Below are 16,679 nucleotides of genomic sequence, written 5' to 3' on the forward strand. Positions count from 1 at the left end.
GCCCGGTCGCGCGTCAACAGTGTCCTCGATACGGTCGAAGTGACCGTCGGCGCGGTCCCCCTCGGCGTCAACTTCCGTCATCCCGGCCCCCCCGGCACGCGGACCCCGGTTCCCGCAGGTCTCCCCGCGGCGTGCGGCGACGCGATACCGTGGCGTTCCTTTTCCCCACATGATCCTCGTGGCCGCCCTGGAGGTTCCGTGGTACAGGCGTACATCCTGATCCAGACGGAGGTCGGCAAGGCGTCGACCGTCGCCGAGTCGATCAGCAAGATCCCTGGAGTCGTCCAGGCCGAGGACGTCACCGGACCGTACGACGTCATCGTGCGGGCGCAGGCCGACACGGTCGACGACCTCGGTCGCATGGTGGTCGCCAAGGTCCAGCAGGTGGAAGGCATCACGCGCACCCTGACCTGCCCGGTGGTCCATCTGTAGCCCCCGTCTACCCTTGGCCGGTGCACATCTTCCGTCACCGGCCGTTCGGCCTGTCCGCGCTCGCCCTGCTGATCACCGCCGCGGGCTGCTCCTCAGCAGACGACAGCGCGTCGGCGACGGTTCCCAGCCCGGACGCAGCGGTGACCGGGCTGTGCCGGAAGCTGGACGAGGCGCTGCCGCGGAAGGTGGCCGGTCTGAGCCGCGAGGACCCGAAGCCGCGGTCCACGCTGACCGCGGGCTGGGGAAGCCCGGAGATCATACTGCGCTGCGGGGTGCCGCGGCCCCCGAAGATGCTCGACCCGAAGGTCGCGGAGGGGCGGGACGCGGATGCCGTCCCCGGCGGGGTGAACGGGGTCGACTGGCTCCAGGAGAAGACGGACGGGGGGTTCCGGTTCACCACCGCGAACCGGAAGGCGTACGTCGAGGTGAGCGTGGCCGGGGACGTGGACAGCTCGGCGGTGCTGATCGATCTGGCACCGGCCGTGAAGTCGGCGATTCCGCAAGGGATCGCCGACTAGCGGCCGCCGGCCGGCCGGTTCGGTGCCGGCCGGTTCGGTGCCGGGTGCTGTTCCGTGCCGGGTGCGCTGCGCGGCGGGTGCTGTTCCGTGCCGGGTGCGGTGCGCGGCGGGGCCGTACGTCGCTCCGGCCCCGCGTCCCCCGCCGCGGTCAGCGCAGGCCGGTCGGCCTGCGCAGGGCCGCCTGGATCAGCCGGTCCACCAGCTCCGCGTAGCCGATGCCGCTCGCCTGCCACATCTGCGGGTACATCGAGATGGGCGTGAAGCCGGGCATCGTGTTGATCTCGTTGATCACGAACTCGCCGTCCTCGGTGAGGAAGAAGTCCGCGCGGACCAGGCCCTCGCAGGAGGCCGCGTCGAAGGCCCGCACGGCGAGCCGCTGGACCTCGGCGGTCTGCTCCTCGGTGAGCGGGGCGGGAACGATACCGGGCGTGGAGTCGATGTACTTGGCCTCGAAGTCGTAGTACGCGTGCGCGTCCGGCGGCGGGATCTCGGCGGGCACCGAGGCGCGCGGGCCGTCCTCGAACTCCAGGACGCCGCATTCGATCTCCCGGCCGCGCACCGCGGCCTCGACCAGAATCTTCGGGTCGTGCCGCTGCGCCTCCTCGATCGCCTCGTCGAGGCCGGAGAGGTCGTCGACCTTGGTGATGCCGATCGACGAGCCCGCCCGCGCGGGCTTCACGAACAGCGGCCAGCCGTGCTCGCCGGCGAAGTCGACGATCCGCTTGCGGGCGGCGGAGGCGTCCCGCTCCCACTCGCGCGGCCGGATCACCAGGTACGGGCCCACCGCGAGCCCGAACGACTCGAACACCCGCTTCATGTACTCCTTGTCCTGGCCGACGGCCGAGGAGAGCACACCCGAGCCCACGTACGGCACACCGGACAGCTCCAGCAGCCCTTGCAGGGTGCCGTCCTCGCCGTACGGGCCGTGCAGCACCGGGAAGACCACGTCGACCTCGCCCAGCGCCTTCGGCACGGACCCCGGCTCGGTGTAGACGACTTCGCGGTTGCCCGGGTCGACCGGGAGCACCACACCGCCCTCGCCGGACTCGGTGAGGTCCTCGACGGTGGGCGTACGGCGGTCGGTGATCGCCATCCGCTCCGGCTCGTCGGCGGTGAGCGCCCAGCGCCCGTCGCGGGTGATGCCGATCGGCAGGACCTCGTACTTGGTCCGGTCGATGGCCTTCAGGACGGCGCCGGCGGTGACCACGGAGATCCCGTGTTCGGAGCTGCGCCCGCCGCACACCACGGCCACCCGCGGCTTGCGGGCCGGCTGCTGCTCGGGGCTCTGGGGGAGGTTCTCGGTGCTCATATCGCGATGAGAGTACCCGTTGGCAGAGCCCGGAGTCAGCGTGCACCCGCCAACGCGGCGCGGCGGTGTCGAGCGGGCAGCGCGGCGTTCGCTCAGCGTCGCTCGGGCTTCGCGCTGCGCGACATCAACTCCTTGAGGGCGACCACCGGCGGCTTGCCCTCGTGCACGATGCCGACGACCGTCTCGGTGATGGGCATGTCGACGCCGTGCCGGCGGCCCAGATCCAGCACGGACTGGCAGGACTTGACGCCCTCGGCGGTCTGCTTGGTGACCGCGATGGTCTCGTCCAGGGTCATGCCCTTGCCGAGGTTGGTGCCGAACGTGTGGTTGCGGGACAGCGGCGAGGAGCAGGTCGCCACCAGGTCGCCGAGTCCGGCGAGTCCGGAGAAGGTCAGCGGGTCGGCGCCCATGGCCAGCCCGAGCCGGGTGGTCTCGGCGAGGCCGCGGGTGATGAGCGAGCCCTTGGCGTTGTCGCCGAGGCCCATGCCGTCCGCGATGCCGACGGCGAGCCCGATCACGTTCTTCACCGCGCCGCCGAGTTCGCAGCCGACGACGTCGGTGTTGGTGTACGGGCGGAAGTACGGCGTGTGGCAGGCGGCCTGGAGCCGCTGGGCGACGGCCTCGTCGGTGCAGGCGACCACGGAGGCGGCCGGCATCCGGGCGGCGATCTCGCGGGCCAGGTTGGGGCCGGTGACCACGGCGATCCGGTCCTGGCCGACCTTGGCGACGTCGTCGATGACCTCGCTCATCCGCATGGCGGTGCCGAGTTCGATGCCCTTCATCAGGGAGACCAGCACGGTGTCCGGGGCCAGCAGCGGCGTCCACTCGGAGAGGTTGGAGCGCAGCGTCTGGGACGGCACGGACAGCACCGTGAAGCCGGCGCCGGCCGCGGCCTCGGCGGGATCGGTGGTGGCCCGCAAGTTCTCCGGCAGCTCGACGCCGGGGAAGTAGTCGGGGTTGGACCGGGTCGAGTTGATCGCCTCGGCGACCTCCTCGCGGCGCGCCCACAGCACGACCTCGCAGCCCGCGTCGGCGAGCACCATGCCGAAGGCCGTGCCCCACGAACCGGCGCTGAAGACCGCCGCCTTGACCGGCTTGCTCACTTGCTCTGCCCTTCTGCCTGCTTGCCCCGCGTCTGCGCATGGGTGCGACGCCGCTGCTCGATGCGCTCGCGCTTCGGGTCGTACGGGGTGTCGGGCGCCTTCTCGCCGCGGATCTCCTCCAGCTGGCGGGTGATCGCCGCCATGATGACCTCGGTCGCCTCCTTCAGGACGTCCGCGGTCATCTCCTTGTCGTAGAACCGTGACAGGTCCACGGGCGGACCGGCGAGCACGTGGCTGGTCTTGCGCGGGAACAGGTTCGGCTTCTTGGCGTACGGCGGGAGCAGTTCGTTGCAGCCCCACTGGGCGACCGGGATGACCGGGCACTTGGTGCGCAGGGCGACCCGCGCGGCGCCGGTCTTACCGGTCATGGGCCAGCCGTCCGGGTCGCGGGTGAGGGTGCCCTCGGGGTAGAAGGCGACGCACTCGCCGCGCTCGACGGCGTCGATGGCGGCCCGGAAGGCGCTGAGCGCGTCGGTGGACTCCCGGTAGACGGGGATCTGGCCGGTGCCGCGCATCGCGGCGCCGACGAATCCCTTCTTGAAAAGCCCGCTCTTCGCCAGGAAACGCGGCACCCGTCCGGTGTTGTACTGGAAGTGTGCGTACGCGAAGGGGTCGACGTGGGAATTGTGGTTCACCACGGTGATAAATCCGCCCTCGGCCGGAATGTTCTCCATTCCTCGCCAGTCCCGCTTGAGCAGAACCACCAGCGGTGGTTTGCAGATCACCGCGGCGAAGCGGTACCAGAAGCCGATTCTGCGGCGGGGCACGCGGACACCTTCCTCTAGGGCTGCCACCAGGCCCGGGGGCCGCACAAGTGTCGCCCCGGGCCGTCGGTCTGTCGAGAACACCGTACGCCCCGAGGGCCGGGCCGCCAGATGCGCCGGGGGACAATGTCCGCGACAAGGAAGGGGCGCAGCGCTCGTGCAGTGGACCTTGGTGATCCCCCTGAAGCCCTTGGCGCGGGCGAAGAGCAGGCTCGCGGACACCGCGGCCGACGGGCTGCGCCCGGGTCTGGCCCTGGCGTTCGCACAGGACACGGTGGCCGCGGCGGCGGCTTGCCCGGCGGTGCGCGATGTGGCCGTCGTCACGGACGACGCCCTGGCGGGGCGGGAGCTGGCCGCGCTGGGGGCCCGGATCGTGCGGGACGAGCCGGGGGGCGGTCTGAACGCCGCACTGGCGCACGCGGCGGCGGCCGTGCGCTCTTCCCGCCCCGACAGCGCGGTGGCGGCCCTGAACGCCGATCTTCCCGCGCTGCGTCCGGCGGAATTGGCCCGGGTCCTGAATGCGGCGGCGCAATTTCCGCGCGCTTTTCTCCCGGATGCCGCGGAAATCGGGACGACGTTGCTGGCCGCCGGTCCCGGACGGGAATTGCGGCCGGCGTTCGGGGAGGATTCCCGGGCCCGTCACCGGGCGTCCGGCGCGGTGGAGCTGGATCTCGCGGGAGTGGATTCGGTGCGGCAGGACGTGGACACCGGCGCCGATCTGCGCACCGCCCTCGCCCTGGGCGTGGGCCCCCGGACGGCGGCGATGGCCGCGCGCCTGCTGATCCCCGGGCAGTAGGCTGCCGTCATGCAGGCGACCGCATACACGTACGACCCCGAGACGCGCAGCGGCCAGGTGCTGCTCGACGACGGCACGCCCGTCCCCTTCGACGCCGCCGCGTTCGACGCGGGCGGGCTGCGGCTGCTGCGGCCCGGCCAGCGGGTGCGGATCGAGACCGCGGGCGAGGGTGACGCGCGGACAATCACGCTGGTGACGTTGCAGACCTTCTGACCAGCGGTTTCGCCCCCGGACACGCCGCGGGCCGGGCTCCCTGGGGAGTCCGGCCCGGCGCGTGAGTGCCCCTGGTGGCTGCCCTTACTTCTTGCGGGCGGTGGTCTTCTTGGCGGTGCTGCGCGCCGTCGACTTCTTGGCGGGGGCCTTCTTGGCCGTCGCCTTCTTCGCCGGGGCCTTCTTGGCCGTCGCCTTCTTGGCGGTGGTGGTCTTCGCCGCGGTGGTCTTGGCGGTCGTCGTGGTCTTCTTGGCGGGGGCCTTCTTCGCCGTGGTCTTCTTCGCGGCGGTGGCGGTGGTCTTCTTCGCCGTGGCGGTGGTCTTCTTGGCGGTGGCGGTGGTCGTCTTCTTCGCCGCCGTGGTCTTGGCCGCGCCCGCCGTCTTCTTGGCGGCGGCCTTCTTGCCGGTCGACTTGGCGATGGTGGGGGGCGGGCCGGACAGGCTGCCCTTGGGCGCCTTCTTGACGGCGATGTCACCCTTCGGCAGCTTCTTCGTGCCGCTGACCAGGTCCTTGAAGCCCTGACCAGCACGGAAACGGGGAACCGAGGTCTTCTTGACCCGAACCCGCTCGCCCGTCTGAGGGTTACGGGCGTAACGCGCCGGACGCTCGACCTTCTCGAACGAACCGAAGCCGGTGACCGAGACCCGCTCACCCGCGACGACCGCGCGGACGATGGCGTCCAGTACGTGGTCGACGGCATCGGCGGCCTGCTGGCGGCCGCCCATCTTGTCGGCAATCGCTTCTACGAGCTGCGCCTTGTTCACGTCTTCCCCTTCGGAGACATCGCCAGAACGAAAGTGTTCAAGCTTTTTCGCACGTTAGGCAGATATATACCGCAAATCAAACACGAAACGGGCTAATCACCCTTGTGCCGCAACAGACTCGACGGTCCCGGATGCGCTCAGCCGTCCTCTTCGGGAAATCGCCCCTGGTCGAGGTCGGCCGTGAACCGCTCCAGACGCCTTGTCGCATCGGCGAGATCGTGCTTGGCCGCGGCCGTGATGACCAGCAGCTTCCGGGTCAGCGCCACCCGTACGCCCTCCGGGACTTGCAGTGCGCGCACCCTTGCGTGCGCTTCCTTGAGTCGGTCCGCGACTGCCGCATAGAGCTCGAGTTGGCCGTCGTGTTCCATGCACAGATTGTGCCATCTGGGGCGAGTTGTCGCCTGCTCGGGGTGCAACTGCCGCCTCAAACGGCCCTCCGGGCGGTCGCCGCCGCCGCGCCGCCTTCGCTCGCCTACCCCGCCAATCACCGCTTTAACGTGGGAAGTTGAAGAAGAGACGGGCGGCGCCGGGGGCCGTGCGGACGCGAAAACGGCTGTACCCCCGATCGGGCCGATCGGGGGTACAGCCGGGGTGTTGGGGTGGCCGAAACTCGACCTTGCGGCGGGCCGGTGCGGCCCTCCGGGATCAGATCTTCAGCGTCTGCGGCTTGTAGGAGGGGCGCTTCGCCTCGTAGGCCGCGATGTCCTCCTCGTTGCGCAGGGTGATCGAGATGTCGTCCAGCCCGTTCAGCAGCCGCCAGCGGGAGTTCTCGTCCAGCTCGAAGGCGGCGGTGATGCCCTGCGCGCGCACCTCGCGGGCGACCAGGTCGACGGTGACCTCCGCCTCGGGGTCCGCCTCGGTCAGCTCCCAGAGCGCGTCCACGATCTTCTGCTCCAGGACCACCGTGAGCAGACCGTTCTTCAGCGAGTTGCCGCGGAAGATGTCCGCGAAGCGCGAGGAGATGACGGCCTTGAAGCCGTAGTTCTGCAGCGCCCAGACCGCGTGCTCACGCGAGGAGCCGGTGCCGAAGTCGGGGCCGGCGACCAGCACCGTGGCACCCTGCCGCTCGGGCCGGTTGAGCACGAACTCCGGGTCCTTGCGCCAGGCCTCGAACAGCCCGTCCTCGAACCCGTCGCGCGTGACCTTCTTGAGCCAGTGGGCGGGGATGATCTGGTCGGTGTCGACGTTGCTGCGGCGCAGCGGGACGGCCCGGCCGGTGTGCGTGGTGAATGCTTCCATGATTGATCAGACTCCAGCGGGCGTACGGGTCTCGACGTCGGACAGGTCGGCCGGGGAGGCCAGGTGCCCCAGGACCGCGGTCGCGGCCGCGACCTGCGGCGACACCAGATGAGTACGGCCGCCCTTGCCCTGCCTGCCCTCGAAGTTGCGGTTGGAGGTGGACGCGGAGCGCTCGCCGGGGGCCAGCTGGTCCGGGTTCATGCCGAGGCACATCGAGCAGCCCGCGTGCCGCCATTCGGCGCCGGCCTCCTTGAAGACCACGTCCAGGCCCTCGGAGACGGCCTGCAGACCCACCCGCGCGGAGCCCGGCACGACCAGCATCCGTACCCCGTCGGCGATTTTGCGGCCGCGCAGGATGTCCGCGGCGGCGCGCAGGTCCTCGATGCGGCCGTTGGTGCAGGAACCTACGAAGACGGTGTCCACCTTGATCGAGCGCAGCGGCTGGCCGGCCTCCAACCCCATGTACTCCAGGGCCTTTTCGGCGGCCAGGCGCTCCGAAGCGTCCTCGTACGAAGCGGGGTCGGGGACGGCGGCGGAAAGCGGCGCGCCCTGGCCCGGGTTGGTGCCCCAGGTGACGAACGGCGACAGCGAGGCGGCGTCGATGACGACCTCGGCGTCGAACTCCGCGTCGTCGTCGGTCCGCAGCGTCTTCCAGTACGCGACGGCGGCGTCCCAGTCGGCGCCCTCGGGGGCGTGCGGGCGGCCCTTGAGGTAGGCGAAGGTGGTCTCGTCGGGGGCGATCATGCCCGCGCGGGCGCCGGCCTCGATCGACATGTTGCAGATGGTCATCCGGGCCTCCATCGAGAGCTTCTCGATGGCGGAGCCGCGGTACTCCAGGACGTAGCCCTGGCCGCCGCCGGTGCCGATCTTGGCGATGATCGCCAGGATCAGGTCCTTGGCGGTGACGCCCTCGGGCAGCTCGCCGTCCCCGTCGACCGTGATCGCCATGGTCTTCGGGCGGGCCATGGGCAGCGTCTGGGTGGCCAGCACGTGCTCGACCTGCGAGGTGCCGATGCCGAACGCCAGCGCGCCGAAGGCACCGTGCGTGGAGGTGTGCGAGTCGCCGCAGACGACGGTCATGCCGGGCTGGGTCAGACCCAGCTGCGGGCCGACGACGTGCACGACGCCCTGCTCGACGTCGCCCAGCGGGTGCAGCCGGACGCCGAACTCGGCGGCGTTCTTGCGCAGGGTCTCCAGCTGGGCGCGGGAGACCGGGTCGGCGACGGGCTTGTCGATGTCGAGGGTCGGGGTGTTGTGATCCTCGGTGGCGATGGTGAGGTCGAGGCGGCGCACCGTGCGCCCGCTCTTGCGGAGGCCGTCGAAGGCCTGCGGGCTGGTCACCTCGTGCAGCAGGTGCAGATCGATGTAGAGGAGGTCGGGCTCCCCCTCGGCGCGCCGGACGACATGGTCGTCCCAGACCTTCTCCGCGAGTGTCCTACCCATCGCTTTCCCTCCGGCCGGCAAAAGGTGCGCCGACCCAACTAGAGACCGTGAGGAGACGGCGCCCGCGCCCCTGGATACGGGCGTCCGCCGCCAGGCCCGTCATGTGTGCGGGCCGCTGTGCCTTCGTGACATCCAGGGTGGCGTGTTCCACGGAAAATTGAACTTGCGTTTCACAGAGTGAGACGCAAGTATCGTTGCATGGACAACAGTAGCGGCGTCGGCGTTCTGGACAAGGCGGCCCTCGTCCTGAGCGCTCTGGAGTCCGGTCCGGCCACCCTCGCGGGTCTGGTCGCGGCGACCGGACTGGCACGACCCACGGCCCACCGCCTGGCCGTGGCCCTTGAACACCACCGCATGGTGGCGCGTGACATGCAGGGCCGGTTCATCCTCGGCCCGCGCCTGGCGGAGCTGGCCGCGGCGGCCGGCGAGGACCGCCTGCTCGCGACGGCCGGCCCGGTGCTCACGCACCTGCGGGACGTCACGGGCGAGAGCGCGCAGCTCTACCGCCGCCAGGGCGACATGCGCATCTGCGTCGCCGCGGCGGAGCGGCTGTCCGGCCTGCGGGACACCGTCCCGGTGGGCTCGACGCTGACGATGAAGGCCGGTTCCTCGGCGCAGATCCTCATGGCCTGGGAGGAGCCGGAGCGGCTGCACCGGGGCCTGCAGGGCGCCCGCTTCACGGCGACGGCCCTGTCGGGCGTACGGCGCCGCGGCTGGGCCCAGTCGATCGGCGAGCGGGAGCCGGGCGTCGCGTCCGTCTCCGCGCCCGTACGCGGCCCGTCGAACCGCGTGGTGGCCGCGGTGTCCGTCTCCGGCCCGATCGAGCGCCTGACCCGCCACCCGGGCCGTATGCACGCCCAGGCGGTCATCGACGCCGCGGCCCGCCTGTCGGAGGCCCTGCGCCGCTCGGGATGACCCTCGCGCGCCAGGGGGGGGACCGGCCGGCCTCGACGCCGCGGCCGACCGGTCCCCACCGCACGGCCGAAGTGCTGACGCGGTACGCGCAGTTGATGGCAAGGGACGGCTCCGGGAACGCCGAAGGGCCCCCGCCGAAGCGGAGGCCCCTTGGACTCGTACCCCCGACCGGATTCGAACCGGCGCTACCGCCTTGAGAGGGCGGCGTGCTAGGCCGCTACACAACGGGGGCGTGGACTCTGCGTTTCCGCAGGTCCGAGCTGGTCTACCTGGACTCGAACCAAGACTAACTGAACCAGAATCAGTCGTGCTGCCAATTACACCATAGACCAATGTGGTTTAGACCAGTCAGTACCCCCGACCGGATTCGAACCGGCGCTACCGCCTTGAGAGGGCGGCGTGCTAGGCCGCTACACAACGGGGGCCCTAGCGATCATCTCGGAAGAGATCACCGTACCCCCGACCGGATTCGAACCGGCGCTACTGCCTTGAGAGGGCAGCGTGCTAGGCCGCTACACAACGGGGGCTTTGTGGATCAGATCCACGGGTGCGGATGAAGCTCCGCGAGCTGGCCTACCTGGACTCGAACCAAGACTAACTGAACCAGAATCAGTCGTGCTGCCAATTACACCATAGGCCACTGGAACGCAAGCCCCGTGCGGGGATTTTGTTCTAGCTTGCTCCTCCGGTTCCCGGCCTTTCGGCCCGCTCCCCGGCGGCGCAGGAAGAACATTACCCGAAGGTGGACGGGGCTCCAAAACGGGTATCCGCGCGGAGCAGCGCCGGGAGTTCGGCGAGGGACGCGATCCGGTACGGACCGGGCGGAGCCACCACGGTCGCGGAACCGCCGGCGCGGTCGATCCAGACCGACAGCAGCCCGGCCTCGGCGGCGCCCCGCCCGTCGATCTCCGGGTGGTCGCCGACGTACGCGACCTGGTGCGGAGGCAGCGACAGCGCCTCGCAGGCGGCGAGGAACGCACGGGCCCGGGGTTTGGAGACGCCCAGCTCCGCGGCGCACAGGATCGTCTCGAAGCGGTGGTGGACGCCGAGCGCGCGCAGCTTGCGGTCCTGGACGGTGAGGCTGGAGTTGGACAGCACCGCGTGGCGGTGGCTGGCGGCGAGCGCGTCGAGGACCGGCAGGACGTCGGGGAAGAGGGCCCAGGCGGCCTCGTAGTGAGCGAGATAACGCTCGAACCAGGCGTCGGCCTCGGCGTCCGTCAGGGACTGCCCCAGGAACGTCCGCACCCGGTCGCGCCGCTGACCCTGGAACGAGGTCTCCCCCGCCGCGAACCGGGCCCAGTGCAGCTCCGTGACGTCCTTCCAGTACGCGAGGGCCTCACCGGGTCCGTCGAAGCGGTCCAGCAGGCCCTCGGCCGCCAGGTGGGCCCGGATGCCCTCACGGTCCGCGGTCGAGTAGTCGAAGAGGGTGTCGTCCACGTCCCAGACCACGGCACGGATGCTCATGAGCCGACGGTAACGCGGCGGGCGGGTCCGCGGGGCGGATACGAGGAAGGGCGCACCGGCGCACTGGGGCCATGAGCGAGTACCGCGTCCACTTCACCGTCGAGGCCCGTGCGACGTACGACGCCCTGCCCGCGGAGCGTCGGGCCCGGTTGGACAAGGACGTGCGCCCCCGGCATGGTGCTGGAGTCCCTGGTGGCCGGGGCGGTCATGGTGATCGTCGTGCTGGAGATCTTCGACGAGAGCGCCTATCTGGTCGACGAGGCCGACGCTCAGTGACCGGGATGTGACAGGGGCGGTACCCGGAGTGCCGGGTACCGCCCCTTCACGCGTGCGTGGGCCTTACGCGGCCAGCTTCGCCAGCGCCGCGTCGATGCGGGCGAGGGTCTTCTCCTTGCCCAGGATCTCCAGGGACTCGAAGAGCGGCAGGCCGACCGTGCGGCCGGTGACGGCGACGCGGACCGGGGCCTGGGCCTTGCCGAGCTTGAGGCCGTGGGCCTCGCCGGCGGCCAGGACCGCCTCCTTCAGGGACTCGGCGGAGGTCCAGTCGGCGCCCTCCAGCTTCTCGCGGGCCGTGCGCAGGAGGGCGTCGGAGCCCTCCTTCATCGCCTTGGTCCAGCTCGGCTCGTCGAAGACCGGCTCGGGCAGGAAGAGGAAGTCGACGTTGTCGGTGATCTCCGACAGGACCTTCAGGCGGGTCTGGGCGTGCGGCGCGATCGCCTGCCAGCGGTCCTCGTCGAAGTCCTCCGGCGCCCAGGGGGCGAAGGGGGCCTTCAGCCAGGGGCGGCAGCGCTCCGTGAAGTCCTTCACGTCCAGCATGCGGATGTGGTCGCCGTTGATCGCCTCGCACTTCTTCAGGTCGAAGCGGGCCGGGTTCGGGTTCACGTCCCGCACGTCGAAGGCGGCGACCATCTCGTCCATCGTGAAGATGTCCTGGTCGGCCGAGAGCGACCAGCCCAGCAGCGAGAGGTAGTTGAGCAGGCCCTCGGGGAGGAAGCCGCGCTCGCGGTACAGGTTCAGCGACGACTGCGGGTCCCGCTTGGAGAGCTTCTTGTTGCCCTCGCCCATGACGTACGGCAGGTGGCCGAACTCGGGGATGCCCTGGGCGATGCCCAGCTCGATGAGCGCCTTGTAGAGGGCGATCTGGCGGGGGGTGGAGGAGAGCAGGTCCTCGCCGCGCAGGACGTGGGTGATCCCCATGAGGGCGTCGTCGACCGGGTTGACCAGGGTGTACAGCGGGGCGCCGTTGGCGCGGACGATGCCGTAGTCCGGGACGTTCTCCGGGGTGAAGGTCAGCTCGCCGCGGACCAGGTCGGTGAAGGTGATCGTCTCGTCGGGCATCCGGAAGCGGACGATCGGCTCGCGGCCCTGGGCCTGGTACTCCTCGACCTGGGCGGCGGTCAGCTCGCGGCAGTGGCCGTCGTAGCCGGACGGCCGGCCGGCGGCGCGGGCGGCCTCGCGGCGGGTGTCCAGCTCCTCCTGGGAGCAGTAGCAGCGGTAGGCGTAGCCGCCGTCGAGCAGCTTCTGCGCGACGTCCCGGTAGATGTCCATGCGCTGCGACTGGCGGTACGGCGCGTGGGGGCCGCCGACCTCGGGGCCCTCGTCCCAGTCGAAGCCGAGCCAGCGCATCGAGTCGAGGAGCTGCTGGTACGACTCCTCCGAGTCGCGGGCCGCGTCGGTGTCCTCGATGCGGAAGACCAGGGTGCCGCCGTGGTGCCGGGCGAACGCCCAGTTGAACAGGGCGGTGCGGACCAGGCCCACATGCGGGTTACCGGTGGGCGAGGGGCAGAAACGGACGCGTACGGGGGAGCCGGGTGCGCTAGCCACGCTTGACAACCTTGTTGGTGAGAGTGCCGATGCCTTCGATGGTGACGGCGACCTCGTCGCCGACGTTCAGGGGGCCGACCCCTGCTGGGGTGCCGGTGAGGATCACGTCGCCGGGGAGCAGGGTCATCGCCTCGGAGATGTTGACGATCAGGTCCTCGATGGAGTGGATCATCTCGCTCGTGCGGCCGAGCTGGCGCTGTTCACCGTTGACGGTGAGCTGGACGGTCAGGTCGGAGGCCTTCTCCAGGTCCAGTCCGGTCTCCACCCAGGGGCCCAGCGGGCAGGAGGTGTCGAAGCCCTTGGCCCGTGCCCACTGCTTCTCGCGCCGCTGCACGTCGCGGGCGGTGATGTCGTTGGCGCAGGTGTAGCCGAAGATCACGTCCCTGACGCGGTCCCGCGGCACCTCGCGGCACATCCGGCCGATCACCACGGCCAGCTCGGCCTCGTGGTGGAGCTCCTCCGAGAAGGAGGGGTACTGGATGTCGTCACCGGGGCCGATGACCGAGGTCGACGGCTTGAAGAAGGCGAAGGGCGCCTCGGGGACCTGGTTGCCCAGCTCGCGCGCGTGCTCCGCGTAGTTGCGGCCGAAGGCCACGACCTTGTTGGGGAGCACCGGCGGCAGCAGCCTGACCTTGCTCACCGGCACCTTCGTACCGGAGAGCTCGAAGTCCGCGAACGGGATGCCCTTGATGATGTCGAGGACGAGCTCGTCCGGCTTGTCGCCCTCGACCGCGCCGAAGGCGACGTTCCCGTCGATGGAGAACCTGGCGATGCGCACGGGATGCTTTGCCCCTTGACCTAGGCGGCGGGAGTCTGACGCTCCAGGCTAACGCGGCAAAGGCAGGGCGCCTCGCGCAATCCGCGCGAGGCGCCCTGGTCGACCCGTGGAGCGGGGATCTACTCGGCTGCGGCGCCGGCCGGGATCTCCATGAGGACCGTACGCTTGGGGTTGGCCGTCTGGGACGGCAGCTCGACGGGGTGCTCCGGCTGCACCGGGGTCTGCAGTTCGTCGGCGTCCTTCAGGTGCGCCAGCGTCGTGCGCCGCGGGTTGGCGATCTTGTGGAACATCGTCGTCTTCACGGGTGTCCTTGGGTCGTTGTCAGAACGGTGACTCCTGTAAAGCGTCAGGCTAAACATGCGGATTCCCGTCAAAGGGCGGAAGTGCTCATGATCTGCGTGTGAGTTTGCTCACGAACTCTTGCCCAAATCGGTCATATCTCCCTCGCGATTCATGCCCACGAAACGGACATTAGCCATCTGAAGCGACCATTCCGCTCCTGATCATGGCGACTGGGACACCGCACCCACCTCGGCGACTCGTAGGGGAATGTCCGTTATAAGAGGGACTCCGGTCTACACCTCGTGACCCGGTCCTCACGTGCTGTCACGGAGGTCACAGCCTGACCAACGGACCTTGTTGGAGATCCTGCACTGTGCTGGAATTCCACGGACCGCCGCAGGAACGAGCCGGCGCACAAGGGCGCGAGAACAGCGCCGAGTGGCGGCGAGAAGGGGGAAGCCAGCGCCGGTCACTCACGACCACCCGGGGACGTATTCAGGGCGTCCCCGACGACGCCGACACCGTCCTTCCGTTCGCGGAGGGACGCCTGGTCCAGAGGTTGCGACGCTAGTGCAGGGACGTTTCAAGAGGGATGGCAGCGGTTCGGCGGAGCCGGAGCCGCACGGCGGGACTGGCCCCATGGCCGGCAGCTCCTCGCCCCAGCACGCCCAGGGCCAGGGCCCGTCCGGTGACGGCACGCGCTCCGGGCGGCCCGGCACGTCCGCGCCCGCCGGCCCGGCGAGCCCCGCGCCGGCCGTGAAGCCCCCGCAGGGCCCGACCGGCCCCGGCCCCCGAATAGCCCTGCGCAACTGGCGGATCTCGACCCGCCTGGTCGCGCTGCTCACCCTCCCCGTGGTCGCGGCCACCTCGCTGGGCGCGCTGCGCATCAGCCAGTCCATGGAGGACATGCAGCAGCTCGACAACATGAAGCTGCTGACGGACATGACCGAGCAGGCCACCGTGCTGGCCGCGGCGCTCCAGGAGGAGCGCGACAAGTCCGCCGGCCCGCTGGCCCACGGCTCGACCTCCAGCGCCATCACCGTCAAGGGCTACCGGGACAAGACCGACCGCGCGCTGAAGAACTTCCTCGACTCCTCCGAGGAGATCGACAGCGCCAGCCGGGACGGCAACCTCCAGGGCGTGCGCGACAGCGTCGTCGGCCTGGCGCGCGACCTGATGACCCTGAACAAGGTCCGCAGCACGGCCTACGAGGCCAAGAACAACAACATGCAGACCGTCGAGGCCTACCACCGGCTGATCGAGAACCTGCTCGATCTGTCGCAGGACATGGCCGAGGCGACCAGCAACCCTGAGATGATCCAGCGCACCCGTGCCCTGGCGGCCTTCTCGTCCGCCAAGGAGTACGCGTCCGTCCAGCGCGCGATCCTCGCCGCGGCCCTGCCCGCGAACAAGACCACCTACGGCAACCTCTCCGCGAACGACCGCCTGTACGCCGAGTCGGCGCTGCAGAGCCAGAAGTCGGACATCAGCAGCTTCCGGAGCATCTACGGCGACGAGAACGCCGCCGAACTGCTGGAGCCCATCGAAGAGGGCAACGCCACCATCGAGGCCACCGATCTGTACGCCTCGCGCGCGTTCGGCCGGCCCGAGGGCCTGGAGGGCCTGGAGAAGCGCTCGTACCAGGACTGGCTGGACGACAGCTCGGCCAAGATCGAGCAGATGAAGAAGATCGAGCGCACGCTGCTCGAGGAGATGGAGCAGAAGGCCCGCGAGCTGCGCAGCGAGTCGGAGCAGGAAGCGATCATCTCCGGTGCGCTGATCCTGCTCGTGCTCGGTGTGTCGCTGGTCGGCGCGTTCGTGGTGGCCCGCTCCATGATCCGCTCGCTGCGCCGCCTGGAGGACACCGCGACCAAGGTCGCCTCCGAGCGCCTGCCCGAGCTGGTCAAGCAGCTGTCCGAGTCCGACCCGCAGGACGTCGACACGTCCGTGGAGTCGGTCGGCGTGCACTCCCGCGACGAGATCGGCCGGGTGGCCGCGGCCTTCGACGACGTGCACCGCGAGGCGGTCCGCCTCGCCGCCGAGCAGGCCCTGCTGCGGGGCAACGTCAACGCGATGTTCACCAACCTCTCGCGCCGCTCCCAGGGTCTGATCCAGCGCCAGCTGTCGCTGATCTCCGAACTGGAGTCCCGCGAGGCCGACCCGGACCAGCTGGCCTCCCTGTTCAAGCTGGACCACCTCGCCACGCGTATGCGCCGTAACGGCGAGAACCTCCTCGTCCTCGCGGGCGAGGAGCCCGGCCGGCGCTGGACCCGCCCGGTCCCGCTGGTCGACGTGCTGCGCGCCGCCGCGTCCGAGGTGGAGCAGTACGAGCGCATCGAGCTGGCCGCCGTGCCGACCACGCAGGTCGCCGGCCGGGTCGTCAACGACCTCGTGCACCTGCTCGCCGAGCTGCTGGAGAACGCCACCTCGTTCTCCTCGCCGCAGACCAAGGTCAAGGTCACCGGTCACGCCCTGCCCGACGGCCGGGTGCTGATCGAGATCCACGACACCGGTATCGGTCTGTCCCCCGAGGACCTGGCCGCGATCAACGAGCGGCTCGCCTCGCCGCCCACCGTGGACGTCTCCGTCTCCCGCCGCATGGGTCTGTTCGTGGTCGGCCGGCTCTCCCAGCGCCACGGCATCCGCATCCAGCTGCGCCCGTCGGACTCCGGCGGTACGACCGCGCTGGTCATGCTGCCCGTCGACGTCGCCCAGGGCGGCAAGAAGCCGCAGCCCAAGCAGGGCCAGGGCCCCGGTATCTCCGGCGGTCCGGCCGCGGCGCAGGCCGCCGCGGGCGCGGCCGCGGCCCGCCGCCAGAACGGCGGTGCCCTCGGCGG

At 70.3% G+C, this 16,679-nt stretch carries 17 protein-coding genes and 5 tRNA genes; 6 read left to right on the forward strand and 16 right to left on the reverse strand.

From position 1 onward, the window contains the following. Positions 1–198 precede the first annotated feature (198 nt). Together AB0K92_RS09515 and AB0K92_RS09520 are read left to right on the forward strand one after the other, a co-directional pair. Complete coding sequence (locus tag AB0K92_RS09515) at positions 199–432, forward strand: Lrp/AsnC ligand binding domain-containing protein (protein ID WP_166002482.1); 234 nt, start codon at positions 199–201, stop codon at positions 430–432. A 20-nt stretch (positions 433–452) separates the two neighbouring features. Further along, the gene (locus AB0K92_RS09520) at positions 453–950 is read left to right on the forward strand and encodes a DUF3515 domain-containing protein (protein ID WP_365921008.1); all 498 of its coding nucleotides are present in this window, start codon (positions 453–455) and stop codon (positions 948–950) included. A gap of 148 nt (positions 951–1,098) precedes the next feature. On the opposite strand, the gene AB0K92_RS09525 is transcribed toward AB0K92_RS09520, so the two are convergent. From AB0K92_RS09525 to AB0K92_RS09535, 3 genes are all read right to left on the reverse strand, one after another. Further along, complete coding sequence (locus tag AB0K92_RS09525) at positions 1,099–2,259, reverse strand: D-alanine--D-alanine ligase family protein (RefSeq protein ID WP_365921010.1); 1,161 nt, start codon at positions 2,257–2,259, stop codon at positions 1,099–1,101. A gap of 92 nt (positions 2,260–2,351) precedes the next feature. Further along, on the reverse strand, positions 2,352–3,362 hold the full coding sequence (locus tag AB0K92_RS09530) for an NAD(P)H-dependent glycerol-3-phosphate dehydrogenase (RefSeq protein ID WP_365921011.1): 1,011 nt from the start codon (positions 3,360–3,362) through the stop codon (positions 2,352–2,354). Next, positions 3,359–4,129, reverse strand: coding sequence for a lysophospholipid acyltransferase family protein (locus tag AB0K92_RS09535; protein WP_365921013.1), 771 nt, complete (start codon positions 4,127–4,129; stop codon positions 3,359–3,361). Before AB0K92_RS09535 ends, AB0K92_RS09530 begins: the two co-directional genes overlap by 4 nt. A 154-nt stretch (positions 4,130–4,283) precedes the next feature. Between AB0K92_RS09535 and cofC the strand changes: the two genes are divergently transcribed. Beyond that, a complete protein-coding gene (gene cofC, locus AB0K92_RS09540; RefSeq protein WP_365921015.1) occupies positions 4,284–4,922 on the forward strand; it encodes a 2-phospho-L-lactate guanylyltransferase in 639 nt (212 codons plus the stop codon). Between the two features lie 9 nt (positions 4,923–4,931). Then, the gene (locus tag AB0K92_RS09545) at positions 4,932–5,135 is read left to right on the forward strand and encodes a hypothetical protein (RefSeq protein ID WP_365921017.1); all 204 of its coding nucleotides are present in this window, start codon (positions 4,932–4,934) and stop codon (positions 5,133–5,135) included. 84 nt (positions 5,136–5,219) lie between these two features. Here AB0K92_RS09545 and AB0K92_RS09550 read toward each other — a convergent pair whose 3' ends face one another. The 4 genes from AB0K92_RS09550 to leuC all read right to left on the reverse strand — a co-directional run bounded on the left by AB0K92_RS09550 (position 5,220) and on the right by leuC (position 8,579). Beyond that, positions 5,220–5,897: an HU family DNA-binding protein gene (locus AB0K92_RS09550; protein ID WP_365921019.1), complete on the reverse strand. Its 678-nt coding sequence runs from the start codon at positions 5,895–5,897 to the stop codon at positions 5,220–5,222. A 137-nt stretch (positions 5,898–6,034) separates the two neighbouring features. Further along, entirely contained in the window at positions 6,035–6,265 is a 231-nt protein-coding gene (locus AB0K92_RS09555) for a hypothetical protein (RefSeq protein ID WP_166002474.1), read from the reverse strand. Positions 6,266–6,542: 277 nt separating this feature from the next. Beyond that, entirely contained in the window at positions 6,543–7,136 is a 594-nt protein-coding gene (leuD, locus tag AB0K92_RS09560; RefSeq protein WP_166002473.1) for a 3-isopropylmalate dehydratase small subunit, read from the reverse strand. A 6-nt stretch (positions 7,137–7,142) separates the two neighbouring features. Then, positions 7,143–8,579, reverse strand: coding sequence for a 3-isopropylmalate dehydratase large subunit (gene leuC / locus AB0K92_RS09565; RefSeq protein ID WP_365921022.1), 1,437 nt, complete (start codon positions 8,577–8,579; stop codon positions 7,143–7,145). A 198-nt stretch (positions 8,580–8,777) separates the two neighbouring features. Between leuC and ndgR the strand changes: the two genes are divergently transcribed. Beyond that, the gene (gene ndgR / locus AB0K92_RS09570; RefSeq protein ID WP_026278050.1) at positions 8,778–9,494 is read left to right on the forward strand and encodes an IclR family transcriptional regulator NdgR; all 717 of its coding nucleotides are present in this window, start codon (positions 8,778–8,780) and stop codon (positions 9,492–9,494) included. 159 nt (positions 9,495–9,653) lie between these two features. Here the strand turns inward: ndgR and AB0K92_RS09575 are convergent. The 9 genes from AB0K92_RS09575 to AB0K92_RS09615 all read right to left on the reverse strand — a co-directional run bounded on the left by AB0K92_RS09575 (position 9,654) and on the right by AB0K92_RS09615 (position 13,862). Further along, a tRNA-Glu gene (locus tag AB0K92_RS09575) sits at positions 9,654–9,726 on the reverse strand. Positions 9,727–9,754: 28 nt separating this feature from the next. Further along, a tRNA-Gln gene (locus AB0K92_RS09580) sits at positions 9,755–9,826 on the reverse strand. 20 nt (positions 9,827–9,846) lie between these two features. After that, a tRNA-Glu gene (locus AB0K92_RS09585) sits at positions 9,847–9,919 on the reverse strand. Between the two features lie 29 nt (positions 9,920–9,948). Continuing rightward, positions 9,949–10,021: transfer RNA gene (locus AB0K92_RS09590), tRNA-Glu, on the reverse strand. A 41-nt stretch (positions 10,022–10,062) separates the two neighbouring features. Next, positions 10,063–10,134, reverse strand: a tRNA-Gln gene (locus tag AB0K92_RS09595). A gap of 92 nt (positions 10,135–10,226) precedes the next feature. After that, positions 10,227–10,958 carry an HAD family hydrolase gene (locus tag AB0K92_RS09600; RefSeq protein WP_365921024.1) on the reverse strand — a complete coding sequence of 244 codons (732 nt, stop codon included), beginning with the start codon at positions 10,956–10,958 and terminating at the stop codon, positions 10,227–10,229. Positions 10,959–11,297: 339 nt separating this feature from the next. After that, the gene (gltX, locus tag AB0K92_RS09605) at positions 11,298–12,782 is read right to left on the reverse strand and encodes a glutamate--tRNA ligase (protein WP_365921026.1); all 1,485 of its coding nucleotides are present in this window, start codon (positions 12,780–12,782) and stop codon (positions 11,298–11,300) included. After that, a complete protein-coding gene (locus tag AB0K92_RS09610) occupies positions 12,775–13,560 on the reverse strand; it encodes a fumarylacetoacetate hydrolase family protein (protein ID WP_365921028.1) in 786 nt (261 codons plus the stop codon). The genes gltX and AB0K92_RS09610 overlap by 8 nt, the downstream gene beginning before the upstream one ends. 119 nt (positions 13,561–13,679) lie before the next feature. After that, positions 13,680–13,862, reverse strand: coding sequence for a hypothetical protein (locus tag AB0K92_RS09615; RefSeq protein WP_365921046.1), 183 nt, complete (start codon positions 13,860–13,862; stop codon positions 13,680–13,682). Between the two features lie 550 nt (positions 13,863–14,412). On the opposite strand from AB0K92_RS09615, the gene AB0K92_RS09620 reads away from it, so the two are divergent. After that, on the forward strand, positions 14,413–16,679 hold a 2,267-nt coding region (locus AB0K92_RS09620; protein ID WP_365921030.1), incomplete at its 3' end, for a nitrate- and nitrite sensing domain-containing protein.

This window comes from Streptomyces sp. NPDC052687 (assembly GCF_040678395.1).
Taxonomy (GTDB): Bacteria; Actinomycetota; Actinomycetes; order Streptomycetales; family Streptomycetaceae; genus Streptomyces.